This is a genomic window from Pseudomonas sp. GD03903 (assembly GCF_029840045.1).
GTDB classification, from domain to species: domain Bacteria; phylum Pseudomonadota; class Gammaproteobacteria; order Pseudomonadales; family Pseudomonadaceae; genus Pseudomonas; species Pseudomonas pseudonitroreducens.
Genome location: NZ_JAOCBT010000015.1, coordinates 110,777 through 133,945 on the forward strand (window position 1 = coordinate 110,777; position 23,169 = coordinate 133,945).

Genomic DNA, 23,169 nt, shown 5'->3' on the forward strand with positions numbered 1-23,169 from the left:
TGTCCTTATCCCAGGGGCGGGGTGTCCGCCGCGGCGACCGCCTGGTAGACCTGCATCTGCTTGGCGATCTGCGACACCTTGCGGGCGTAGTTCGGATCGGTGGCATAGCCGGCCTGCTGCAGTTCCTTCATGAACTGTTCGGGGCGCCGGGTGGAATCCAGGGCGTCCGAGTAGCGGTCGTTGTTCTGCAGGAAGCTCACGTAATCGTTGAAGCTCTGCTCGAAGGAGTCGTAGGAGCGGAACGCCGCGACTTCCTTCACTTTCTTGCCGTTCTCGTATTCGCTGGTCAGCGCCCGTGCGGAGTCGCCTCCCCAGCTGGAGCCGGCCTTGATACCGAACAGGTTGTGGCTGCTGGAGCCGTCCTGGTCGCGAATGATCGATTTGCCCCAGCCGGTTTCCAGGGCGGCCTGGGCCACCAGGTAGCGGGCGTCGACGCCGATGCGCGCGGCGGCCTTCTGGGCCATAGGCAGCATGGTGGCGACGAACTCGTCGGCCGAGGCGAAGGCCGACTTGCCCGGGGCCAGGGGCGGCTGGGCGTACTGGCGGCCGCTGACGTCCTCGGCTGCTGCGGATGCAGTGGCGGCGGCCGCCGCGGCGTCCACTTCCTGCACGGCGCTGGCGAAGGACCTGGAGGTCTGCCAGTCGTTGCCGGCCAGGGGCTTGCCCTGCTCTTCCGACTTCGCTGCGCCCGGCACGATGCCGGCCATCACGCGGTCGGCAAGCTTGCCCGGCAGTGCCAGGCGACGGGCATTGAGCAGCCTGGAGTCGTCGCGGCCCTGCTCGGGTTGCGGCAAGGCCTTGCCGCTGGCATTCACTCCGGTGGTGGACGGCCAGCTGGCGGTGCTGTTGAGCTTCGAATCAGCGCCGGCGACCTGGGCGAAAGGGTTTGCCGCGCCCGTGTGCCGGCCGCCGTTCATCTTCGACAGCTGTCGCGTGAGCACGTCCGACAGGCCGATGCCGCGGCCCTTGGTGGACAGGCTGACGGACAGCTGCTGGTCGTACATTTCCTGGTACTGCTTGGTGGTCGAGGTGTTCATGAAGTTGCCTTCGGCGAGCACGTCGTTGGCCGAGCGCATCGACTTGAGCATTTCATTCATGAACAGCGATTCGAATTCCTGGGCCACCTTGCGGATGTTGCCCTCGCTGTCGCGACCGGCGCCGTTCTTCAGCTGCGCCAGGCGATTGAGGTCGGTGTAGGCCCCGGAATTGGTCCCGGACGAGCCAGCGGAAAGCAGTTTGGCATCCACGTCGGCGTCCTCAGATCACGATCAGGTCGGCTTGCAGCGCGCCGGCCTGTTTCAGGGCTTCGAGAATCGCCATCAGGTCGCTGGGCGCGGCGCCCACCTGGTTAACGGCGCGGACGATCTCATCCAGCGTGGTGCCGGGGCCGAACTTGAACATCGGCTTCGCTTCCTGCTCGGCGTTCACCCGCGAACGCGGAACGACGGCGGTCTGGCCGTTGGAGAACGGGCCGGGCTGGCTGACGATCGGGTCTTCGGTGATGGTCACGGTCAGGCTGCCGTGGGTCACGGCGGCCGGCGACACGCGCACGTTCTGGCCGATCACGATGGTGCCGGTGCGCGAGTTGATGATGACCTTGGCCACGGCTTCGCCGGCCTGCACATCGAGGTTTTCCAGCACCGACATGTAGTCCACGCGCTGGTTCGGATCCAGCGGCGCGCTGACGCGCACCGAGCCGCCGTCGACGGCCTGGGCGACACCCGGGCCGAGCAGTTCGTTGATGCGGTCGACGATGTGCTTGGCGGTGGTGAAGTCCGGGCGGTTGAGGTTCAGGGTCAGGCTGTTGCCCTGGTCGAAGCCGCTCGGCACCGCGCGCTCGACAGTGGCGCCGCCGGGCACGCGGCCGGCAGACGGTACGTTGACGGTGATCTTGGAACCGTCGCGGCCCTCGGCGTCGAAGCCGCCGACCACCAGGTTGCCCTGGGCCACGGCGTAGGTCTGGCCGTCGATGCCCTTGAGCTGGGTCATCAGCAGGCTGCCGCCGCGCAGGCTCTTGGCGTTGCCGATGGACGACACGGTGATGTCGATGACCTGGCCCGGCTTGGAGAACGGCGGCAGGTCGGCATGGATGGACACCGCCGCGACGTTCTTCAGCTGCACGTTGCCGACGTTGGCCGGCACCTTGATGCCGAACTGCGCCAGCATGTTGTTGAAGGTCTGCAGGGTGAACGGCGTCTGCGTGGTCTGATCGCCCGTGCCGTTGAGGCCGACGACCAGGCCGTAGCCGATCAACTGGTTGTTACGCACCCCCTGGATGGTGGCGATGTCTTTCAACCGCTCGGCGTGCGCCACCGGCACCATGACCAAAACACAGAACACCAGCATGACGCAGGAGCGGACTTTGTCCGCGATCGCTACCCACGTTTTTCCAGAGGCCATCATCGTCATCACCCTCAGAACGGGAACAGCGGGCTGAGGAAGAAGCGATCGAACCAGCCCGGCTGGCTCGCATCGGCGAACGCACCGGTGCCCGAGTAGGTGATGCGGGCATCGGCCACCCGGTTGGAGGCGACGGTGTTGTCGGTGGCGATATCGTCGGCGCGGATCATCCCGGCAATGCGCACCAGCTCGTTGCCGGTGTTCAGGGTCATCCACTTCTCGCCACGCACGGCGAGAATGCCGTTGGGCATGACGTCGGCCACGGTGACGGTGATCGAACCGGTCAGGCTGTTGCTCTGCCCGGCCTGGCTGTCGCCCTTGGCATCGCGCGAGCCGCCGTATTCGGCGCTCAGGCTGAGGTCGCCGCCACCGATGGGATTATTGGTGGTCAGGCTGCTGCCGAGCATGCCGGTCAGGCCCATCTTGGTCTTGCTGTCCTTGGAGATATCGGCGCTGGCCTTCTTGCTGGCCTGGGTCTTCTCGTTGAGGGTGATGGTGATGATGTCACCCACGCGGAAGGCCTTGCGGTCGCCATAAAGGTTGTTGTCGAACCCCGTCTGGTAGATCGAACCGTTGTTCTGCGCGGCCGGCATCGGGGTGCGCGGCAGCACCGGAGCGTAATAGGGATCGTCCGGCTTGGGCGGCGGGCTCACGCACCCTGCCAACGCGGCGATGGCCAGCAGCGGAAGGAGGTGGGAACGGTTCATCTACAGCTACCTCTCGGGGAGAGCGACTACGGTTTCACCGGGGCCCGGAAGCCCCGTCATTCATCACAGGTTCTGGGTTACGAACGACAGCATCTGGTCGGCTGTGGAGATGACCTTGGAGTTCATCTCGTAGGCGCGCTGGGTGGTGATCATGTTCACCAGTTCCTCGACCACGTTGACGTTGGAGTTTTCCAGGGTGTTCTGCTGCACCGTGCCCAGGCCGTTCAGGCCCGGGGTACCGACCTGTGGCGCGCCACTGGAACCGGTCTCGAGGAACAGGTTGTTGCCGATCGCCTGGAGGCCCGCCGGGTTGATGAAGTCGGCGGTCTGCAGGTTGCCGATGATCTGCGGCTGCGGGTTGGCGTTGGTGGTCACCGAGACGGTGCCGTCCTGGCCGACGGTAAAGGTCTGGGTCTCGTTCGGCACGACGATGGCCGGCTCCAGCGCATAACCGTTGGCAGTGACGATCTGGCCATCGGAGTTCAGGTGGAAGCTGCCGTCACGGGTGTAGCCGACGGTGCCGTCGGGCATCAGCACCTGGAAGAAGCCGCGGCCGTTGACCGCCATGTCCAGCGGCTGGTCGGTGGTCTGCAGGCTGCCTTCGGTGAAGTTCTTCTGCGTGCCGACGATGCGCACACCGGTACCCAGTTGCAGGCCCGAAGGCAGCTGGCTGTCCTGGGTGGAGTTGGCACCGGGCTGACGCTTGATCTGGTACAGCAGGTCCTGGAACTCGGCGCGATCGCGTTTGAAGCCGGTGGTCGAGACGTTGGCCAGGTTGTTGGAAATGGTGGTCAGGTTCATGTCCTGGGCGGACAGACCCGTCTTGCTGACCCAAAGTGCCGGAAGCATGTCGATCTCCTCGGACGCCGGATTCGTGGCGCCTCGAACGGTTAATCAGGTTCTTATCAGCTGAATTGCAAAACACGCGCCATGGCTGCCGAATCATCCTCGGCAGTGCGCATCATCTTTACGTGGAGCTCGAACTGGCGGGACAGCGAGAGGATCGAGGTCATCTCTTCCACCGCGTTGACGTTGCTCGCCTCGAGGAAGCCCGACTCGATCTTGGCGTTGGCATCGGCCTGCACCGCCGGCTGGCCGGGCTGCTGCTTGATGCGCACGAGGCCGTCGGCGCCCTTCTCCAGTTGCTTCGGATCGGGGGTGACCAGCTTGATGCGGTCCACCTCGGCCACCACGCTGGGGTTATCGCCCAGGCCGCGGATGCTGATGGTGCCGTCCTCGCCGATGTCGATCTTTTCCTGTGGCGGCACGGCAATCGGCCCGCCATTGCCGATCACCGGCAAACCATCGCCGGTGCGCAGTTGGCCGAGCGCGTCGATTTCCAGGCTGCCGGTGCGCACATAGGCTTCGCCACCATCGGGCGCCTGCACGGCAATCCACGAGTCGCCCTTGGCGGCCACGTCCAGGTCACGACCGGTTTCCTGCAGGCTGCCGGCGGAGAAGTCGGTGGCCGGACGCTCGCTCATGGCATAGACGCGCGACGGAAAACTGTCGCCGAACACCTGCATCGAGCGCGCCTGCTCGAAGTCACGGCGAAAGCCGTTGGTGGAGATGTTCGCCAGGTTGTTGGCGTGGGCGCGCATGGCCAGGGTGTTCTGGCTGGCACCGCTCATGGAGACGTAAAGCATCTTGTCCATCGAATCCTCCAGACCCGCGTACGGGTTGTCTTGAAAGCGATAGAGCAAGTGCCGTGCCAGACCGGATAAATAAAGGCAAATTATTGATATATAAGGGCTTATAAAAAGAAAGGGCCCCTTGAGGGGCCCTTGGAAGCCATTGGCGGCGACGGTCTGCCGCCACCGGCAAGGGGAGATTTGCCGCCCGCGCCGTGATACCGGCGCGGTGCTCGCCGCCCTCCTCCCATGCCGGGAGCGTGAGGGCGTCGGCGATCAGCGCAGGTTGATGATGGTCTGCGTGACGGCGTCTTCGGTCTGGATGGTCTTGGCGTTGGCCTGGTAGTTGCGCTGGGCGACGATCAGGTCCACCAGTTCGTTGGAGAGGTCGACGTTGGACGCTTCCAGCGAGCCGGACTGCAGGGCGCCGAGTGTGCCCGAGCGCGGCGTGCCGACCACCGGCTCGCCGGACTCTGAGGACTGCACCCAGGAGGTCTTGCCGATCGGGGTCAGGCCCTGGACGTTGGCGAAGTTCGCCAGCACCACCTGGCCCTGCACCTTGGACTGGCCGTTGGTGTAGCGGGCGAAGATGTTGCCTTCGTCATCGATTTCCAGGCCCGACAGTTGGCCGGTGGTGTAGCCATCCTGGTTGACGCTGTTGACCGCGAAGGCGGTGGCGTACTGGGTCGACTTGCGGATGTCCAGGGTGATGCCGCCGGCATTCGCGGTGGCGCCGTTGGCGCTCCAGGTGGCCGGGGTCTTGCCGTCGGAGATCGCCGGGACCCAGTCACCCATCACCAGGGTGCCGTCGGTGGGGTTGATGGTGAAGGCGTCGCCGGTGCCGTTGTTCACCGGAGTCTGGGTCAGCAGTTGGCCCGCCGGGCTGAAGGTCAGGTTCACCTGGTAGGGGCTGGTGCCCATGCCGCTGACCGCAGCCAGTACGCTGGCCGGAGTGGCGCCGGTAGCCGCGGCGGCAGCGTTGGCAGCATCGATGGCGGCCTGCGATGCGCCGGAGCCGGCAACGGCGGCAGCAACGCTGGCCGGAGTCGCACCGGTAGCCGCGGCAGCCGTGGTGGCCGAGGTGATGGCGGTGGTGTCGTCGGTCGGGTTGGCCGGGTTGCGGCCATCCACCAGCACGTTCATGGTCCAGGTGTTCGCCCCGGTCTTGGTGAAGTACTGGGTCATGACATGGGCGTTGCCCTGGCTGTCATAGATATTCACCGAGGTCGAGGAGTTGTAGGTGGTCGGGTCGCTGGAGTTGAACGGAGTAACCGTCGGCGCAGTGTTGGTGGAGTTCAGGTTGAAGGTCTGGCTGACCTGGGTGGTCGCCTTGGGCGCCTGGTTCGAGGTTTCGATGCGCAGGTCGCCGACCACGCCGCTCTGCAGCTGGCCCTGGGCGTTCACCGGGTAGCCCTGCAGGCGGTAGCCGTTGTTGTCGACCACGTAGCCGTTCTTGTCGGTACCGAAGTAGCCGGCACGGGTGTAGCTCACCGCACCGTTGTTGCTGGTGACGAAGAAGCCGTTGCCGTTGATGGCCATGTCCAGGGCGTTCTGCGTCGAATCGATGGTGCCCTGGTTGAACAGTTGCGACACATTGGACAGCAGCACGCCGCTGCCCACCGGGTTGCTGCCGCTGCCCAGCACGGAGGCCGCATAGACGTCGGAGAACTCCGCGCGGGACTGCTTGAAGCCCACGGTGCTGGCGTTGGCGATGTTGTTGCCGGTGGTGTTGAGGTCACTGGAAGCGGCCTTGATACCGCTGAGCCCGATATTGAAAGACATGCTTAGCTCCTGGTCGGTATCGCCGACTTACTGGCCAATGATCTGGACTTTGGACAAGCCGATGCTGCCCAGTCCGGCGAGGTTGAGGGTCAGCTCGCCGCCGTTCTGCCCGAGGGTCACGCTGTCGACGTTGGCCGGCAGGAAGGTGGTCAGGCCGTAGGTCTTGCCCTCGTAGTTGGTCTGCGCTTCGAACCGGTAGCGGCCGGGCGGCATGAGATTGCCGCTGGAGTCCTTGCCGTCCCACATGAAGTTGACGTTGCCGGCGGTCTGCTGGCCCATGTCGACGCGGTTCACCAGGGTGCCCTTGTCGTCATAGACGTTGACCCAGCTGTTGGCGGTGGAAACCGGCAGGGTATAGGTGCCCTTGAAGGTCTCGGCGGTATCCACCATCGATTTGTCGGTCGGCACGATCACCTTGCGGCCCACCAGCGACGAGGCCTGCAGGGCCTGGGACGACTGGTAGTTGGAGAGCACGCTGTCCATGCTGGTGTTCAGCGACTGGATGCCTTCCACGGTGCTGAACTGCGCCAGCTGGGCGATGAACTCGCCGTTTTCCTGGGGCGACATCGGGTCCTGGTTGTTCATCTGCGCGACCAGTAGCTTGAGGAACTCGTCCTTGCCCAGACTGCTCTTGCCAGTCGTGCCGCTACTGCTGCTGTCCTTGTTGATCGCATACTGGTCCAGAACCGAGCTGGAGCCGTTGATGCCACTGTTGTCGATGCTCATCGTGCTCTTTCCTCAGCGCTTACTGACCCAGGGTCAGGACCTTCTGCATCATCTGCTTGGCGGTGTTCATCATTTCCGCGTTGGTCTGGAACGAGCGGCTGGCGGAGATCATGTCGGCCATCTCCTCCACCACGTTGACGTTCGGGTAATAGACGTAGCCATCCTTGTCGGCGGCCGGGTGGTTGGGCTCGTAACGCGGCACCAGCGAACTCTTGTCTTCCACCACACCCAGCACCTGCACACCGGAACCGGCCTGGTCGGTCTCGCCGAACAGCGAGCCCTGGTCGCCGCCGCCCTGTGCCTGCTGGAACATGGTGGCGAATACCGGATGGCGGGCACGGTAGGTCTGGTCGACGCTGGACGACACCGTCTCGGCGTTGGCGATGTTCGAGGCGGTGGTGTTCAGACGGGTGGTCTGGGCACTCATCCCGGTACCGGCGATGTTGAAGACACTGGCGAGCGACATGGCGATTACTCCCCGCGCAGGGCGTTCATCAGCCCTTTGAACTTGCTGTTGAGGAAGGTGAACGAGGCCTGGAACTGCACGGAGTTCTCCGCATAGTTGGACTGTTCGATCTGTTCATCGACGGTGTTCTGGTCGATCGACGGCTGGGTCGGATTGCGGTACTTGAGCGACTCGTCACCCATGCCGAAACCGTCGGCGGCAATGTGATGCGCGTTGGTCAGGGTGGCGCTGAAGGTGCCGTTCTTCATCTTGTCCGACTGGGCCGCCAGCACCGAGGCGAAATCCAGGTCGCGCGCCTTGTAGTTGGGCGTGTCGGCGTTGGCCAGGTTGTTGGCCAGGACTTCAGCGCGCTGGGAGCGGAAGCTCAGTGCTTGCTGGTGGATGCCGAGGGCTTTGTCGAAGCTGATGCTCATGGTCACGAACCTGTTTGCCGGTGTGGGCTTGCGAACACTTCAGCAAGGTGCGTGCCAGATATGCATATCCTTTATTTTCAAAGGCTTGAGGGAACATCGAGAGCGGCAAAGGGCGGCAAACAGCGGCAAGCGGCAACCAACTTCCTTGCCGCTCAGGGCAAGGCGGCAAGCTTTGCCGCCCTTCCTTGCCGGTCAATTTATAGGAGCGAGCTTGCTCGCGAACCTCGCCACGCTGCGCAGTCCGTTCGCGAGCAAGCTCGCTCCTACAGAAACAGCACACGAAGTCGATGACATGCGGCGATCAGCGGACGGAGTCCGCGATCGGGTGATTGCAATCGCAGGAACCCCGCCCGAACAGGCGGGGCATCAGCCAATCACTTGGCCTTGTAGATGATCCCCGGGCTGCACTGGACCATCTGGTAGTGGTCCGGCAGCGCGTTGAGCGCCTCGGATGCGCCGAGGAACAGGTAGCCGCCGGGCTTGAGCGTGGCATGGATGCGCAGGAGGATGTCGCGCTTCACCTCGGCCGAGAAATAGATCAGCACGTTGCGGCAGAACACCATGTCGAACTTGCCCAGCGTGGCGTAGCTATCCAGCAGGTTCAGCGCGCGGAACTCCACGCGGCTCTTGATCGCCGGCTTCACCGTCCAGCGCCCCGGCGTCTTCTGGTCGAAGTAGCGCGCCAGGCGCTCCTGCGACAGGCCGCGGCCGATCGCCAGGCTGTCGTACTCGCCAGCCTTGCAGGCGCTGAGCATCGAGCCGGACAGGTCGGTGGCGACGATCTGCACGCCCGCCTTCAACTGGCCGAGGTTGGTGCGTTCGAACTCGTCGATGGCCATCGACAGCGAATAAGGCTCCTGCCCCGAGGAACAGGCCGCCGACCAGATGCGCAGGCGCTGGCCGGGCGCGGCCTTGATCATCTCCGGCAGTACGCGGTTCTTCAGCACCTCGAAGGGGTAGGTATCGCGAAACCACAGGGTCTCGTTGGTGGTCATGGCGTCGACCACCTGCTCGCGCAACTGGCTGCGCATCTGGATCTTCTGTACCAGCTCGCCCAGGGACTTGATGCCCTGCTGCTCCATCAACTTGTTCAAGCGGCTGGAGACCAGGTACTGCTTGTTGGCGCCCAGGAGGATGCCGCAGGTCTTCTCCAGGAAATCCCGGAACAGCTCGAATTCAGAATTGGTGGATGTCACAGATAAGCCTCTTTGCTCGTGGACGGCTGCCGGCAAACACGACGACAACTGCCTGACCGGTGCTCAAAAAACCATAGACGATGCGGGCGGCACCGGCGCCACCCGCATCTCGTCACGCCGGATCAGGCGGTCGCACCGTCCACTGCCTTGATGCGGTCCGACACGCGGGCCGCCAGGTCATCAGGACGGAACTTGGCAAGGAAGTCGTCAGCGCCGACCTTTCTCACCATCGCCTGGTTGAACACCCCGGACAACGAAGTATGCAGGAGAATGTGCAGATCCTGCATGCGCGGGTCGTGACGGATTTCCGCCGTGAGCGTGTAGCCGTCCATTTCCGGCATCTCGATATCCGAGATCACCATCAACAGATCGCTGCCCGGATGCCCGCCGGCTTCCACCATCTGGCGCAGGTAATCCAACGCCTGGCGGCCGTCGTTGAGCGCCAGCACTTCCACGCCGACGGTCTCCAGGCAACGCACCAGCTGCTTGCGCGCCACCGAGGAGTCGTCCACCACCAGCACGCGCTTGCTCACCGCACGGGCCTGGGTCTCGGCATCCAGCACGCCGTCGGAGATGTCCTCCGAGGTCGGCGCCACTTCGGCGAGGATTTTCTCCACGTCGATGATTTCCACCAGCTGGTTGTCCACCCGCGTCACCGCCGTCAGGTAGTGATCGCGGCCGGTCCCCTTGGGTGGCGGATGGATCGACTCCCAGTTCATGTTGACGATGCGCTCCACCGAGTGCACCAGGAAACCCTGCACCTTGGTGTTGTACTCGGTGATGATCACGAAGCTGTTGGCGACGTCCCGCAGGGCATGCCGCCCCGTGGCCAGCGCCAGATCGAGGATCGGAATGGTGCCGCCGCGGATGTTCGCCACCCCGCGCACCACCTGGCTGGACTTGGGCATCACGGTCAGGCGCGGGCACTGCAGCACCTCTTTCACCTTGAACACGTTGATCCCGTACAGCTGGCTGCCGTTCAAGCGGAACAGCAGCAGTTCGAGACGATTCTGGCCAACCAGCTGCGTACGCTGGTTGACCGAATCCATGACTCCGGCCATTGAGCCTCCTGTGCACGCAACGCCGCCCGACTCACGAAGGCGGCATGACCATTGCTTGGATCGTTGCATGAAACAGGCAACGACATTTTTCCGACAGCTGAGACCCGCGCGCGCCCTGGTGGCTGCGCTGCTCGGCATGACGGGTGCGCTGACCCTCTCCCCGGCTGGGGCGGAAGGCTTCACTGCGCCTGAAATCCTTATCGGCTCCACCCAGGGCTTTCTTGAGTTCAAGGTGGAAGATTATCTGCAGACTTCCGGCATAGACGCACGCTACGAGATCGAAGTCGCACGCATCGACCCCCGCCTGCGCCTGGCGCAGTGCGACAAAGACCTGACGCAGGCGCTGGAAAGCCCGGCACAGCCCGTTGGTCGGGTCACCGTGCGAGTACGCTGCGACGGCAGCTCACCCTGGACGGTGTTCGTGCCGGCTACGGTCAAGCTGTACCGTCAGATTGTCGTCACCACCCAGCCGCTCAAGCGCGACCATGTGATCGAGGCCGCCGACATCAGCGTCGTCGAGCGCGACGTCGGGCCGCTGACCCAGGGCTACCTGACCGACCCCGAACGGGCGCTGGGGCAGAAGCTCAAGCGTGCGACAGTCAACGACCAGGTACTGGCGCCGATCTTCCTCGAGCAGGCGGCGGCCGTGCGCAAGGGCGAGCAGGTGGTGATCCGTGCCCGCACCAGCGCGATCAATGTACTGATGCCCGGCGAGGCGTTGTCCGATGGCGTTCCTGGCGAGCAGATCCGCGTGCGCAACCTGCGCTCGCAGCGTATCGTCAAGGCTCGGGTGATCGAGCCGGGGACCGTCGAAGTCACCCTGTAGCCCTGCGGTTTGCAGCCATTTCTGGCATGATGAAGGCAGGGCTGCGTAATTTGTGTTCGGGCGCACGAAATTTCGGCCTAAAGTTTTCCAGCGGACGGCCGAAAAGCTTGGCAAGCGTCCAATACCTCCAGAGGTTTCCAACATGGTTATCGACTTCAACCGGCTGAACCCGGCCACTACGCCAGCCACCACTGGCCGTAGCGGTGCCGCCCAGAGCGGTCGCAGCGAAGCCGCCGCCGAGTCCTCCGTCAACGCCCCGGCCAAGAGCGGCGAAACGGTGCAGCTCAGCGATACCGCGCAGCAGCTGCAGAAAGTGAGCGATCAACTGAAGGACCAGCCCGTGGTCGACAATGAGAAAGTGGCTCGCATCAAGGCGGCCATCGCTGACGGCAGCTATCAGGTCGACAGCCAGCGGGTGGCCGGCAAGCTGCTCGATTTCGAATCCCAGCGCTGAGTCCGACTCACGCTGGACCACCCTCGTAGAACGCCGAGCCCAAGATGTCTGACGCCCTGCTTTCCCTGATCAATGGCGACATCGAAGCAGCCAGTGCGCTGCTGCAGCTGATCGACGACGAGTTCCAGGCGCTGCAGGTGCGCGACCTGGCCCAGCTGCAGAAGCTGCTCGATCGCAAGCTGCCGCTGCTCCAGCAGCTCGAGCGCAATGGTCGCGAACGCAGCCTGGCGCTCCAGCAGGCCGGCGTGAGCATCGACCGCGAGGGTCTCGCCCAGCTCGCCCAGGCCCAAGGCAACGGCGAACTGCTGGCGCGCGGCGACCAACTGGCCGCCCTCCTCGACCAGTGCCAGGAAGCCAACCAGCGCAACGGCAAGATCATCCGCGCCGGCCAGGCCAGCACCGGGCGTCTGCTCGATATCCTGCGTGGGCAGGATACTCCCAACCTCTACGACCGCCGTGGCGGCTCGACCCAGAGCAGCCGCCAGCGCCCGCTCAGCCAGGCCTGACTGCCACCGTTTGCAGACAGGCAGCGCTGGTCTGAGCGCACGCCCTAGGGCAAAATGCCATCACCTGCCCTGCCCCGTGCAAGACTCATAACAAACACAATGGAGACCCGCGGACCGTGTCCAATCTGTTCGCCGAGGAAAATGGCCCTCAACCACCGAAGGTGTTGAAAGCTCCGGTGGAGATCCACGCCAGCCTGAAAATGCTGATGGACAGTCACGATCCCCTGGTAGTCACCTTCGAAGGTCGCAGCCAGCGCTTCCAGAGCTTCGTCGTCGAGGTCAACCGGGAACGCAACATCGTCGCCCTCGACGAACTGATCCCCAACGATGGCGAACGCTTCCTGCAGAACGGCGAGCAATTCCGTATCGAAGCCTTCCATGAAGGCGTGCGCATCGCCTGGGAAAACACCCAGAACGCCTTCTTCTCCGAAATCGACGGCGCGCGCTGCTACTGGCTGCCAGTGCCGGCCGAGATGCTCTATCACCAGCGCCGCAACGCCTTCCGCGCCCCCGTGGGCCAGGGCCAACCGGTAGCCGTGGAAATCGGCGGCAGCAAACTGAAGTCGCCGCTCAAGGGCAACCTCATCGATATCTCCGCCACCGGCTGCAAGATCCGCCTGGAAGGCAACGCCGCCGAGCGCCTGCAGCCCGGGCAGATCTACGAGGAATTCACCGCGCGCCTGCCCTTCGGCGCCCTGACCATGGAAGTCGAACTGCGCCACGTGCATTTCGAGGACAAGGTCGGCTACAGCTTCGCCGGCGTGCGCTTCCACCAGATGAGCGGCCTGGCGCAGCGCAACATCGAGCGTTTCGTCTACCAGTTGCAGCGCGAAGCCCGGCGCTTCGAGAAGGACGAGCTGTTCTAGCCCATCCGGGGCGGCAACCCCTTGCCGCCCTCGCCTTGCGGCCTCAGGCGGGCCGGCTTTCTTCCTCTGCTTCGGTTGCCGCCTCGGGCACCGGCGCACTGCTGTCGTTGCCCTTCATCTGCTCTTCCACGGCGGCTTCGTCGACCCGTGGGTCGAGGGCGGCGGACAGCGGCGAGGAAGCCAGGCTGTCTGGCGTGGCGACGTGCTTGACCGGTGCCTCGTCGACCCGGTGCACACCACTGACCTTCTCCGGGCGCACGCGCCAGATCAGGATCAGCGAGCAGGCGCAGACGAACGCGTAGAGCATGTTGGCGCCGAAGGCCTTCATCAGCGCACCGGCCGCCAGCGGGCCGATACAGGCACCGACACCGAAGGTCACCAGCAGCATCGCCGTGAGCGAGACGCGCCGCTCACCCTCGACGTGGTCGTTGGAGAAGGCCACCGCCAGGGGATAAAGGGTGAACTGCACCAGGCACACCAGGAAGCCCATCGGCAGCAGCAGCGCCAGGCTCAGCGGCGGCACCGGCAGCAGCGGCAACAGAGCCAGCGGCAGAGCCACCACCAGCAGCAGGATCGCCGCGTTGCGGATCAGCACGGCGCGGTCGATGCGGTCCGAGAGCCAGCCCAGCGGCCACTGCACCACCAGCCCGGCAAAGATGCAGCCGCCCATGAACAGGCCGATCTCCTCGGTGCTCAGGCCTTGCCCCACCGCATAGAGCGGCGCCAGGCCATAGAACGAACCAACCACCAGCCCGGACACCAGCACCGTGGTCAGCGACTGCGGCACCCGCTGGATGAAGAAGCGCGGCTCCAGCGGCGCCGGACGCAGCGGCGCGGGGTGGACCTTGTGGGTGATCGCCACCGGGATCAGCGACAGCGCGAAGCACAGCGCGATCAGCATCGGCAGCTCCGGTCCCAGGCCGGGGTGCACCACCAGCACCAACTGGCCGAGCACCAGCCCCAGGTACGAGGCGACCATGTAGCCGGCAAACACCAGCCCGCGCTGGCGCGCCTCGGCCTGTTCGTTGAGCCAGCTCTCGATGACCATGTACTGGCACATCATGCCCAGGCCGATGGCAACCCGCAGCACCAGCCAGAAGCCGATCCACGGCAGCAGGCCGATGCCCAGCACGGCAGCGGTGACCAGGCCGCCACAGGCGACGTAGGCGCGGATATGGCCGACGCGGGCGATCAGCCGGTGGCCGATCTTGCCGCCCAGCACCAGGCCGAGGTAGTAGGCGGCCATCATGGCGCCGATCCACAGCCCATCGACCTTTTCCGCGCCCAGGCGCAAGGCGAGGTAGGTACTGAGCAGACCGGAACCGGTCAGGAGCATGACGGCGGCGAAGTACAGAGCGCGGAAGGCAGTGACGATCCGAAGCATTGGACCTCCTGGTCCAGGACAACCCCGGCACAATGTCCGGGCAGCGGAAAGCGGGACTTGCCGTGACACATTAGAGGCTGCCAATGGGCGCGTCGAGAGCCCTGCCGGGCCCGGAATAGCGAGCGTCGCGCGCAGTGAAGCAGGTCAGTTCGAAGGATACCGGCGGGATGAACGAGGATGGCTTGAGGATCGCATGGAGATGTCTGCCGATCACAGCTGCACCGGTTTTCGGTGCAGCTGTGTCAGCGCGCCCGCGAATCAGGCCTGGGCGGCCAGGACGCGGCGCTCCCACGGGGTGATTTCGTCGAAGAAGCTGGTCAGCTCCATGGACTTGGTCGCGCAGTAGCCATCGATGAACTCGTTGCCGAACACCTCGCGGGCCAGTTCGCTGCGTGTCAGGCGCTGCATCGCGTCGTACATGGTGCAGGGCAGCAGCAGCTCATCGGGCACCTCGAACTCGCCCTGGATCGGCGCAGTGGGCTCCAGCGCGTGCTCGATGCCATGCAGGCCGGCAGCCAGGCTCGCGGCGATGGCCAGGTAGGGGTTGGCATCGGCGCCGGCCAGGCGGTTTTCCACCCGCCGGGCCACCGGGGCACTGGCCGGAATGCGCAGGCCGGCGGCACGGTTGTCATGCGACCAGCAGGCGTTGTTCGGCGAGGCGTAGGGATGGCACAGGCGTTGGAAGGAGTTCACGTTCGGTGCGAACAGCAGGGTGAAGTCCGCCAGGCAGGCCTGCTGGCCGCCGATGAAATGGCGGAACGCCGGCGTGGCCTCGCCCTGGGCATCGGTGAAGATGTTGCGGCCTTCGCCATCGACCACGCTCTGGTGGATATGCATCGAACTGCCCGGCGTGTGCGCCAGCGGCTTGGCCATGCACACCACGATCAGCCCGTGCTTGAGCGCGACTTCCTTGAGCAGGTGCTTGAACAGGAAGGTCTGGTCGGCCAGCAGCACCGGGTCGCCATGCAGGAAGTTGATCTCGAACTGGGTGGTGCCCATCTCGTGCATGAAGGTGTCGCGCTCCAGCCCCACCGCAGCCATGCAGCGGTAGACGTCCTGGAAGAACGGCCGCAGGCCGTTGTTGGAGGACACGCTGAAGGCCGAGTGGCCGATCTCGCGGCGCCCGTCGAGGCCGACCGGCGCCTGGAAGGCTTCGTTGGCATCGGGGTTGGGGGCGAACACGAAGAACTCCAGCTCGGTCGCCACCACCGGGCTCCAGCCGCGTTCGGCGTAGCGCGCCACCACCTGCTTGAGCAGGCCGCGGGTGGACAGGCCGGAAGGCTTGCCGTCGAGCTCTACCGCGTCGCAGATGGCGAAGGCGCGGGGCTCGTCGCTCCAGGGCAGGCGATGGATCTGGGTGGGCTCGGCGATCAGCGCGAGGTCGCCGTCGTCGCTACCGTAATACTTGGCGGGCGGGTAGCCGCCCATGATGCATTGCAGCAGGACGCCGCGCGCCAGCTGCAACCGGCGCCCGGTGAGGAAGCCCTCGCCGGTCATCACCTTGCCACGCGGCACCCCGTTGAGGTCGGGGGTGACGCACTCGATCTCTTCCACTCCAGCCAGATGTTCGGCGAGCGGGATTCCTAGATCGTTACTCATGACTTCTTATCCTTGTTCTTCTTGTCCGTGTCACAGGACGCCGCGCGAGGTGCGCGAGCCCGTACAAAATACGCACCACGCGTTCGATATTTCAAGCGGGCATGAAACGAAGCAATCGCACCGAGTTACCGGAAGAACACGACGTAGGATGGTGTGGAGCGCAGCGATACCCATCAATCCCGCGCACCGACAGCATGGGTATCGCTGCGCTCCACCCATCCTACGCAAGCGCTTGCGCCCCCACCGCACATGCCAAATGAAAACGCCGCTCCGGGGAGCGGCGTTTTCATTGAGTCACCCGCCCTCAGAACAGGTGGGTGAACAGCCAGTACAGCGACGCGGAGAGCACGATGGCCGCCGGCAGGGTCAGCACCCAGGCCATCAGCAGGTTGCGGATGGTGCGCATCTGCAAGCCGGAGCCGTTGGCGGCCATGGTCCCGGCGACGCCGGAGGACAACACGTGGGTCGTCGACACCGGCAACCCGTACATATCCGCCGCGCCAATGGTCAGCATCGCCACCAGCTCCGCCGAGGCGCCCTGGGCGTAGGTCAGGTGGGTCTTGCCGATCTTCTCGCCGACGGTGACCACGATGCGCTTCCAGCCGACCATGGTGCCCAGGCCGAGGGCGATGGCCACGGCGACCTTCACCCACAGCGGGATGAAGCGGGTCGACTCGTCGATCTTGCCCTTGAACGCCGCCAGCTTGCTGGTGGTGTCGGCGTCGAAGTTGCCGACCTTGTCCTTGTCCATCAGGCGGATCGCTTCGCTGGTCAGGTACATGTCGTTGCGCACGTTGCCCATGGCTTCGGCCGGCACACGAGCGAGGCTGCCGTAGCCCTTCACTTCCGCGCCGATGGCGCCGGTCAGCGCCGCCAGCGACGGGATCAGTTCCGGCTTGGCTTCCTTGGTGCGCACGTATTCCGAGAGTACCGCGCGCGGGTCGGCCGGGGCCGGCTGCGGCGCCGCGCGGACCAGCGCCTGCTGGGTCACTTCGGCGATGGCGACGAACTGCACGGTCTGGTCTGCCGGCATGGTGCGGTTCAGCGCGTAGGCCATCGGCAGGGTGCCGACCAGAATCAGCATGATCAGGCCCATGCCCTTCTGCCCGTCGTTGGAGCCGTGGGCGAACGACACGCCGGTGCAGGTGAGGATCAGCAGGCCGCGAATCCACCACGGCGGCGGCGTCTTGCCCTTGGGCGCCTTGTACAGCGCGCGGTTCTTCACCAGCAGGCGCAGCGCCAGCAGCAGGAGCGCGGCGCAGATGAAGCCGATCAGTGGCGAGAGCAGCAGCGAGTAGCCGACCTTGGTCGCCTGCGCCCAGTCGACGCCGCTGGTGCCGTCGCGGCCGTGCATCAGCGCATTGGCGATGCCCACGCCGATGATCGAGCCGATCAGGGTGTGCGAGGACGACGCCGGCAAACCCAGCCACCAGGTGCCGAGGTTCCACAGGATGGCGGCAATCAGCAGGGCGAAGACCATGGCGAAGCCGGCGGAGGAACCGACCTGCAGGATCAGCTCCACCGGCAACAGGGCGATGATGCCGAAGGCCACCGCGCCGCTGGAAAGCAGCACGCCGAGGAAGTTGAAGCAGCCCGACCAGACCACCGCGAAGTGCGGCGGCAGCGAGTGGGTATAGATGACGGTGGCCACCGCGTTGGCGGTGTCGTGGAAGCCGTTGACGAACTCGAAGCCCAGGGCGATGAACAGGGCGACCCCGAGCAACAGGAACGGCGTCCAGGTGGTGACCGTGGAGGTGACGTCGTCGACGTCGCGCACCAGGCTCCAGGCCGAAAACAGCAGGCCGACGGCGAGCACGGCGAAGAAGATGAAGGCGGTAATGCGGCCGGGCTTGCGCTCCAGATGGGGCCGTTCTTCGGCGACGGGAACGGCCAGGGTATCGGTGGTCATGCTGGGAGTCCGCGTGGGGGGATGACCCGGTCATGATCGGCGGGGAATGTTACAAGTTATGTCTCTGCCGGAGCTGCCCGCAGGCGGGCTGGAGGTAGGAGCGGACTCCGTCCGCGATGTGCCGCCGGCCGGCTCGAAGCCGCCGAAAAACGATCACGGACAGATTCCGCTGCTACCCGACGGTCCTGTACTCGGATCAGCCCTCACCCTCTCCCAGAGGGAGAGGGGACCGTTCGGTGCAGGATGAAACCTTGGTGTCCGCCGGCACGGGCGGCTCCCTCTCCCTCTGGGAGAGGGCTGGGGTGAGGGAAGGAACTGGCACGGACTTACCTGAAGAAAACAGTTGCTCCTACGCGGTATGCAACGCCTCAGTAAACCTCCGGCACCACGATTTCCCGCGGGGTCGGCGTGCGCGAGTAATCCTCGTTGCGCTGCCGCGCGGGCAGGATCACCGACGGATGCTCCACGTCCTCATAGGGGATCAGGTTCAGCAGGTGGCTGATGCAGTTCAGCCGCGCGCGCTTCTTGTCGTCGGCCTGCACCACCCACCAGGGCGCCTCGGCAATATGGGTGCGGTCCAGCATGATTTCCTTGGCCTTGGTGTAAGCCTCCCAGCGCCGCCGCGACTCCAGGTCCATGGGGCTGAGCTTCCACTGCTTGAGCGGGTCGTGGATGCGGCTGAGGAAGCGCAGGTGCTGCTCGTCATCGGAGATGGAAAACCAGTACTTGATCAGCTGGATGCCCGAGCGCGCCAGCATGCGCTCGAACTCCGGCACGCTGCGGAAGAACTCCTCGTACTGCTCGTCGTTGCAGAACCCCATCACCCGTTCGACCCCGGCGCGGTTGTACCAGCTGCGGTCGAACAGGACGATCTCCCCCGCCGCCGGCAGGTGCGAGACGTAGCGCTGGAAGTACCACTGGGTCTGCTCGCGGTCGTTCGGCGCGGGCAGCGCGGCGACGCGGCACACACGCGGATTGAGGCGCTGGGTGATGCGCTTGATCACCCCACCCTTGCCCGCCGCGTCGCGGCCCTCGAAGAGAATCACCACCTTGTGGCCGGTCTTCACTACCCAGCTCTGCAGTTTCACCAGCTCGCCCTGCAGGCGGAACAGCTCGCTGAAGTAGCGACGGCGGGCGAGCTTCTCCTCGTCGACATCGGCGTGCTCGTCGAACAGTTCGTCGAGGTTGCGCACGTCCTCCAGCAGCTCCAGCTCCAGCTCTTCGTCGCTGTGGTCGAGCAGTTCGCGGTGGATGCGGCGGATCACGGATTCATTGGTCAGGGGCATGGCATCGGCCTACGCGTCGGGGCTTTGCCGCCAGACTAGGCCCCGACGGTGTCAGGCTGGTGACAATCGCCGCCGTGCCAGTGATCGGCCTGCAGGAGCGAGCTTGCTCGCGAACCGCACAGCTCCGAGCTGCCGGAGAGCACTGTTCGCGAGCAAGCTCGCTCCTGCAAGATCCGTGAGCTCAGCTCACCGCTCGCGCAACTCCATCACCTTCAGCTCCGGATCGGCCTTGATCTGCTCGTCGGTGAACGGCAGCTCCGGCCATTGCTGCCTGGCGAACAGCTCGGTCTGGTCCCGATGGTGCGGCGAGCCAGGTTCGCTGGACTGCGAGAACGCCAGCAGCCCGCGAGCTTTCGGTCCGTCGGCGGTGAAGTCGACCAGCTGGATATAGCTGCTGCCACTGAGCACACGGTAGTGGTCGCCCTGCCACTGCGAGGTGATGGCGTTGTACACGCCCTCATTGCCGGTGCCACCGGGAATGCCCAGGGGATTGGCCTGGTCGCCGGTCAGTTGCAGCTCGCCCCAGGTCTCATTCGCCTGGATCTTGCGGGCGTCGATCTCCTGCCCGGCTGCCACCAGGGCCTGCTGCGCCTGCTCGCGCACCTCCGGCTTGTCCAGGGCAATGCCCGAGGGCGTGGCCAGCGGCAGCTTGGGATCGAAGGGCAGGCGCCAGCCGCCGTCAATCTTCAGAAAACGCCCGACGAAGGCCTGGAAGTAGGCGAAGCCGGGATTGCTGTCGAGATTGACGTGACGGTCCCACGAGCCCAGTGCAGCGCAGGCCGACTCGGCGCCCGCCGGCGCTGGCTTGCACAGTTGCAGCAGGTCGTCGAGGAGCAGGTCGGCCACGTAGACGCGGTTGTCGGTGACCATCTTCTGCAGGTCGTCCGGGCCGATCTTGCCGTCGCCCTTCAGCCGCTCCAGGGCAAAACGCGCACGGGCGCTGACCGGAATCGAGTCACGGCTCACCAACGGCGAAAAGCCGGTGAGCGGTTGCGCCGGATTACTCAGCCAGGCGCTGTCGTTGGAGTTCTGCACGTAGTCCTCGCGGGTAAGCGACGGCATCTGTTCCGGCGGCGTCAGCCCGGCGTGACGAGTGCCCGCAACGCTCGACCAGTTGCAGGCGCGGCGTCCGCCCTGCAACACCGGCAGGCCCTGCTTCTGGAACTCGGGGATCGCGCAATCGGCCAGTTGCTGCTGGCTCAGGTACGGCACCACCGACTGATTGAGGTAGAGCACCTTGCCTCCTGCGTCAGTGGCCAGGGTGTTGACCCAGGGAATGCCCTGCACCCGCTCGACGCTGTCGCGCAGCTCATCCAGGCTGCGCGCGTGATCGATGGCGTACCACTGCTGCAGCACGCGGTCGTTGCCCAGATTGGCATCGCGCACGGCGAAGGCTTCGCTGGCGTTCCAGGGGAATTTGCCGGGTACGCTGAGCAGCGGGCCATATTCGGACTCGTACAGCGTGTGGCTGCGCGTGCCCACGCGGCCGTCGGCCTCACGTACCCGCACGCGCAGAGTGACTTCCTTCAGCGGCCGCGACTGGCCGTCGATGCGATAGCTGTGCGGGTCCTGCGGATCGAGGTCGAGGCGGTACAGGGTGAAGTGGCTCGAAGTGTCCACCGTGTGACTCCACGCCAGGTCCTTGCTGAAGCCGATGTTCACCAGCGGCATGCCTGGCAAGGAGGCGCCCATTACGTCGAGCTGGCCGGGGATGGTCAGGTGCATCTGGTAGAAACGCAGCGCGCCGAACCAGGGGAAATGCGGGTTGGCCAGCAGCAGGCCGTTGCCGTCCGCCGAGCGTTCGCTACCCACGGCGACAGCGTTGCTGCCATGGCTCTGGTGGAAGTTCTCGCGGCGCTGCATCGCGGCAAGGACTTCGCCGTCGCTGACGACCGACGTCGTCGCCTGCCCCGGCGGCTTGGCCGCCATCATCGCCTCGGCGAACTGTCCGGCGCCGGCCTGCACCAGCAGCCGGCGGGTCAGGCGCAGCAGGTCGTCGGCCTCCAGCGGGCGCAGCCAGGCCTTGCCCGCGCACTGCGTGCCGGCCGCCTGGGTATCCCACAGCCAGCGGTTGTAGCCGGCCGCATAGCCATCGAGCAGGTCGCGGATCGGTTGCGGCTGGGCGCTGCGCATACGACGCAGGGATTCGTTGTCGTTGAGCCAGGTGTAGAAGAAGTCCGAAGGCAGGTTGCCGATGCCGGCGGAGGACTTGCCATCCACGCCGAAATAGCGCGAGCGCTCGCCCCGCGCGGTGAGGACTTCCTCGGCCAGCAGGCAGGCGTTGTCGCGGGCATAGGCGTAGCCGATGCCATAGCCCAGGCCCAGTTCGTCCCTGGCCTGGATATGCGGGATGCCGAAGCGGGTCCAGCGGATCTGCGCCTCGAGTTCGGCGCCATGGGCCAGCGCGGGCAGGCCGCTAGCCAGCAGACTACCGGCCACGGCGGCCAGTCGGAAGGTCTTGCTCATTGATTCCCTCAATGCTCGGGTGACGGCCGGATGCCCGGCCAGAGGCACGCGGCCGCGCTGCTCGCGCGGTGCCGGTGCAAGGGTTGGATGGCGGCTCACGCCGGCCAATGCAGTGCGCTGGAGGTCATCGCGCCGCGCCTTCCGAGGCACGCGCGCAGGCAGGTTGCTGAGGACATGGGTTCTCCTTTTTCTTGTCGGTCGCCTCGCGAAAAAAGCGACGCGCCTCTTCAGGGGAACGGATGGGCCGCGCGCGAAATTAACCCACGACCGATGGCAATCGGCCACACCAAAAGGCTCTATCTCGCGGCTTCCGCCCGTTCCAGAGGCGTCGCGGGCGGTTCGACTTCAGGGCGCCGGGAGGGTTCCGGACTGACGCTTCCAACGACCCGGCGACTGCCCTGTCCAGCGCTGGAAAGCGCGGGAGAAACTCGCCGCCTCGGCGTAGCCCAGGCACTGCGCGATACCATGCAGATCCATCCGTGATTCGCGCAGAAGACGTTCGGCCAGACGCTGTTTGATGCCGTCGTTCAGCCCCTGCAAGCTCTGCCCCTCCTGCGCCAGGCGCCGTTGCAGCGTGCGCTCGGAAAGCCCCAGGCGCTCGGCCACTGCGGCAGCGCCGAGCAGGCTGGCGGAATCACGCAGCAGCAGTTGCTGGACCTGCCGCGCGGTGGGTGTGGCAGCCAGGGTCAGCGCCAACTCTCCGCAAAGGCGCTCGCAGAGTTGCTCGCCGCTGTCGCGGGCGCTGATCTGCGCTTGCGGCAGCGGTGCCTGCAGGTCCTCCAGGGCAAACAGCATGGCGTTGCGTGGCGCCTCGAACAGCGGCTCGATACCGAAGATGTCGCGGAACACGCTGGCATCGGCTGGCGCCGGGCAGCGCAGTTCGATGGCCAGCGGTTGCAGCGGCCGCTGCAGCAATTCGCCGGACAGTTGCCAGCAACCGGCGATGCCACGCTCCACCACGAAGGCACGGGCATCCTCGGGCAGCACGCGGTCGTCATACACCAGCCACACTCCGCGCGCCTCCGCCTCGCTGCTGACGGGGCAAAGGGTCAGGGCCAGGCTCTGATAACGGCCGAAGGTTTCGAAGGCTTCCTGCAGGGTGCGACTGGCGAGCATGGTGAAACCCAGCAGCCCCAGCGACGTCAGGTGATAGCGCCGCCCGGTGGCCAACCCCAGGCCCGGCCTATCCCTGCGCTGCAACAGGTTGCGGATCACCGCCAGCTCCTGCCACGCCTGGATGCGCCCGGCGCGGGCCTGCAGGTCGGCCGGGGTGATGGCGCTGCCGACCAGGCAATCGTCGGCGTCGATGTCTTCGTCACGGGCGCTGTCGAGCAGGTACTGCACTCCGGTGATTTCGCGGGTCTGGCGCCAGTCCATCACGAACTCCTCGTTGGCCGCTGCATGGCGGGAAAAGTCAATTTTTGGCGGACATCATCATGGAAGAATGCGCTGCCGCTGACCATGCTTGAGGTGCCAATAACACTCACAAGA

At 65.3% G+C, this 23,169-nt stretch carries 21 protein-coding genes; 4 read left to right on the top strand and 17 right to left on the bottom strand.

Annotated elements, in window-relative coordinates; genetic code table 11:
• Window positions 1-5: 5 nt before the first annotated feature.
• From flgJ to N5C91_RS21960, 11 genes are all read right to left on the bottom strand, one after another.
• Window positions 6-1,247, bottom strand: a complete 1,242-nt coding sequence (gene flgJ, locus N5C91_RS21910) for a flagellar assembly peptidoglycan hydrolase FlgJ (RefSeq protein WP_236201128.1) — start codon at window positions 1,245-1,247, stop codon at window positions 6-8.
• Window positions 1,248-1,257: 10 nt separating this feature from the next.
• A complete protein-coding gene (locus tag N5C91_RS21915; RefSeq protein WP_236173871.1) occupies window positions 1,258-2,346 on the bottom strand; it encodes a flagellar basal body P-ring protein FlgI in 1,089 nt (362 codons plus the stop codon).
• Window positions 2,347-2,414: 68 nt separating this feature from the next.
• On the bottom strand, window positions 2,415-3,107 hold the full coding sequence (gene flgH, locus N5C91_RS21920) for a flagellar basal body L-ring protein FlgH (protein WP_236173869.1): 693 nt from the start codon (window positions 3,105-3,107) through the stop codon (window positions 2,415-2,417).
• Window positions 3,108-3,170: 63 nt separating this feature from the next.
• Window positions 3,171-3,956 carry a flagellar basal-body rod protein FlgG gene (gene flgG / locus N5C91_RS21925; protein WP_236173867.1) on the bottom strand — a complete coding sequence of 262 codons (786 nt, stop codon included), beginning with the start codon at window positions 3,954-3,956 and terminating at the stop codon, window positions 3,171-3,173.
• Between the two features lie 56 nt (window positions 3,957-4,012).
• Window positions 4,013-4,762 (bottom strand): flagellar basal-body rod protein FlgF, encoded by a 750-nt coding sequence (flgF, locus tag N5C91_RS21930; RefSeq protein ID WP_017520255.1) that lies wholly within the window; start codon window positions 4,760-4,762, stop codon window positions 4,013-4,015.
• 252 nt (window positions 4,763-5,014) lie between these two features.
• Window positions 5,015-6,520, bottom strand: a complete 1,506-nt coding sequence (locus N5C91_RS21935; protein ID WP_236173865.1) for a flagellar hook protein FlgE — start codon at window positions 6,518-6,520, stop codon at window positions 5,015-5,017.
• 27 nt (window positions 6,521-6,547) lie between these two features.
• Complete coding sequence (flgD, locus tag N5C91_RS21940; protein WP_236173863.1) at window positions 6,548-7,246, bottom strand: flagellar hook assembly protein FlgD; 699 nt, start codon at window positions 7,244-7,246, stop codon at window positions 6,548-6,550.
• A gap of 19 nt (window positions 7,247-7,265) precedes the next feature.
• Complete coding sequence (flgC, locus tag N5C91_RS21945; protein WP_017520252.1) at window positions 7,266-7,712, bottom strand: flagellar basal body rod protein FlgC; 447 nt, start codon at window positions 7,710-7,712, stop codon at window positions 7,266-7,268.
• A 5-nt stretch (window positions 7,713-7,717) separates the two neighbouring features.
• On the bottom strand, window positions 7,718-8,125 hold the full coding sequence (gene flgB / locus N5C91_RS21950; protein ID WP_236173861.1) for a flagellar basal body rod protein FlgB: 408 nt from the start codon (window positions 8,123-8,125) through the stop codon (window positions 7,718-7,720).
• Between the two features lie 374 nt (window positions 8,126-8,499).
• The gene (gene cheR, locus N5C91_RS21955; RefSeq protein ID WP_024764333.1) at window positions 8,500-9,321 is read right to left on the bottom strand and encodes a protein-glutamate O-methyltransferase CheR; all 822 of its coding nucleotides are present in this window, start codon (window positions 9,319-9,321) and stop codon (window positions 8,500-8,502) included.
• 122 nt (window positions 9,322-9,443) lie between these two features.
• Complete coding sequence (locus tag N5C91_RS21960; protein WP_236173859.1) at window positions 9,444-10,382, bottom strand: chemotaxis protein CheV; 939 nt, start codon at window positions 10,380-10,382, stop codon at window positions 9,444-9,446.
• 136 nt (window positions 10,383-10,518) lie between these two features.
• Between N5C91_RS21960 and flgA the strand changes: the two genes are divergently transcribed.
• The 4 genes from flgA to N5C91_RS21980 all read left to right on the top strand — a co-directional run bounded on the left by flgA (window position 10,519) and on the right by N5C91_RS21980 (window position 13,034).
• A complete protein-coding gene (gene flgA, locus N5C91_RS21965) occupies window positions 10,519-11,208 on the top strand; it encodes a flagellar basal body P-ring formation chaperone FlgA (protein WP_236174015.1) in 690 nt (229 codons plus the stop codon).
• 142 nt (window positions 11,209-11,350) lie between these two features.
• Window positions 11,351-11,662 carry a flagellar biosynthesis anti-sigma factor FlgM gene (gene flgM, locus N5C91_RS21970; protein ID WP_236173857.1) on the top strand — a complete coding sequence of 104 codons (312 nt, stop codon included), beginning with the start codon at window positions 11,351-11,353 and terminating at the stop codon, window positions 11,660-11,662.
• A gap of 44 nt (window positions 11,663-11,706) precedes the next feature.
• Complete coding sequence (gene flgN, locus N5C91_RS21975; protein WP_236173855.1) at window positions 11,707-12,168, top strand: flagellar export chaperone FlgN; 462 nt, start codon at window positions 11,707-11,709, stop codon at window positions 12,166-12,168.
• 116 nt (window positions 12,169-12,284) lie between these two features.
• Entirely contained in the window at window positions 12,285-13,034 is a 750-nt protein-coding gene (locus N5C91_RS21980) for a flagellar brake protein (protein WP_236173853.1), read from the top strand.
• A 43-nt stretch (window positions 13,035-13,077) separates the two neighbouring features.
• On the opposite strand, the gene N5C91_RS21985 is transcribed toward N5C91_RS21980, so the two are convergent.
• The 6 genes from N5C91_RS21985 to N5C91_RS22010 form a co-directional block, all read right to left on the bottom strand.
• Entirely contained in the window at window positions 13,078-14,418 is a 1,341-nt protein-coding gene (locus N5C91_RS21985) for an MFS transporter (protein ID WP_236173851.1), read from the bottom strand.
• Between the two features lie 258 nt (window positions 14,419-14,676).
• Window positions 14,677-15,915, bottom strand: coding sequence for a glutamine synthetase family protein (locus tag N5C91_RS21990; protein ID WP_279831982.1), 1,239 nt, complete (start codon window positions 15,913-15,915; stop codon window positions 14,677-14,679).
• 406 nt (window positions 15,916-16,321) lie between these two features.
• Window positions 16,322-17,926 carry an inorganic phosphate transporter gene (locus N5C91_RS21995; protein WP_236201124.1) on the bottom strand — a complete coding sequence of 535 codons (1,605 nt, stop codon included), beginning with the start codon at window positions 17,924-17,926 and terminating at the stop codon, window positions 16,322-16,324.
• Between the two features lie 368 nt (window positions 17,927-18,294).
• Window positions 18,295-19,212, bottom strand: a complete 918-nt coding sequence (gene ppk2, locus N5C91_RS22000) for a polyphosphate kinase 2 (protein ID WP_054909393.1) — start codon at window positions 19,210-19,212, stop codon at window positions 18,295-18,297.
• A 186-nt stretch (window positions 19,213-19,398) separates the two neighbouring features.
• Window positions 19,399-21,678 (bottom strand): acylase, encoded by a 2,280-nt coding sequence (locus N5C91_RS22005; RefSeq protein WP_279831952.1) that lies wholly within the window; start codon window positions 21,676-21,678, stop codon window positions 19,399-19,401.
• A 345-nt stretch (window positions 21,679-22,023) separates the two neighbouring features.
• Window positions 22,024-23,055 (bottom strand): AraC family transcriptional regulator, encoded by a 1,032-nt coding sequence (locus N5C91_RS22010; protein WP_279831953.1) that lies wholly within the window; start codon window positions 23,053-23,055, stop codon window positions 22,024-22,026.
• Window positions 23,056-23,169 lie beyond the last annotated feature (114 nt).

Excerpts from the sequence above, each read along its gene's own strand:
- N5C91_RS21960 (WP_236173859.1), bottom strand. The coding sequence starts at position 10,382 with ATGGCCGGAGTCATGGATTCGGTCAACCAGCGTACGCAGCTGGTTGGC.
- flgC (WP_017520252.1), bottom strand. The coding sequence starts at position 7,712 with ATGTCGCTCGCCAGTGTCTTCAACATCGCCGGTACCGGGATGAGTGCC.
- flgN (WP_236173855.1), top strand. The coding sequence starts at position 11,707 with ATGTCTGACGCCCTGCTTTCCCTGATCAATGGCGACATCGAAGCAGCC.
- flgH (WP_236173869.1), bottom strand. The coding sequence starts at position 3,107 with ATGAACCGTTCCCACCTCCTTCCGCTGCTGGCCATCGCCGCGTTGGCA.
- flgG (WP_236173867.1), bottom strand. The coding sequence starts at position 3,956 with ATGCTTCCGGCACTTTGGGTCAGCAAGACGGGTCTGTCCGCCCAGGAC.
- N5C91_RS21935 (WP_236173865.1), bottom strand. The coding sequence starts at position 6,520 with ATGTCTTTCAATATCGGGCTCAGCGGTATCAAGGCCGCTTCCAGTGAC.
- flgF (WP_017520255.1), bottom strand. The coding sequence starts at position 4,762 with ATGGACAAGATGCTTTACGTCTCCATGAGCGGTGCCAGCCAGAACACC.
- N5C91_RS21990 (WP_279831982.1), bottom strand. The coding sequence starts at position 15,915 with ATGACCGGCGAGGGCTTCCTCACCGGGCGCCGGTTGCAGCTGGCGCGC.
- N5C91_RS22010 (WP_279831953.1), bottom strand. The coding sequence starts at position 23,055 with ATGGACTGGCGCCAGACCCGCGAAATCACCGGAGTGCAGTACCTGCTC.
- flgD (WP_236173863.1), bottom strand. The coding sequence starts at position 7,246 with ATGAGCATCGACAACAGTGGCATCAACGGCTCCAGCTCGGTTCTGGAC.
- flgB (WP_236173861.1), bottom strand. The coding sequence starts at position 8,125 with ATGAGCATCAGCTTCGACAAAGCCCTCGGCATCCACCAGCAAGCACTG.
- N5C91_RS21985 (WP_236173851.1), bottom strand. The coding sequence starts at position 14,418 with ATGCTTCGGATCGTCACTGCCTTCCGCGCTCTGTACTTCGCCGCCGTC.
- flgA (WP_236174015.1), top strand. The coding sequence starts at position 10,519 with ATGACGGGTGCGCTGACCCTCTCCCCGGCTGGGGCGGAAGGCTTCACT.
- N5C91_RS22005 (WP_279831952.1), bottom strand. The coding sequence starts at position 21,678 with ATGAGCAAGACCTTCCGACTGGCCGCCGTGGCCGGTAGTCTGCTGGCT.
- ppk2 (WP_054909393.1), bottom strand. The coding sequence starts at position 19,212 with ATGCCCCTGACCAATGAATCCGTGATCCGCCGCATCCACCGCGAACTG.
- flgM (WP_236173857.1), top strand. The coding sequence starts at position 11,351 with ATGGTTATCGACTTCAACCGGCTGAACCCGGCCACTACGCCAGCCACC.
- N5C91_RS21915 (WP_236173871.1), bottom strand. The coding sequence starts at position 2,346 with ATGCTGGTGTTCTGTGTTTTGGTCATGGTGCCGGTGGCGCACGCCGAG.
- N5C91_RS21995 (WP_236201124.1), bottom strand. The coding sequence starts at position 17,926 with ATGACCACCGATACCCTGGCCGTTCCCGTCGCCGAAGAACGGCCCCAT.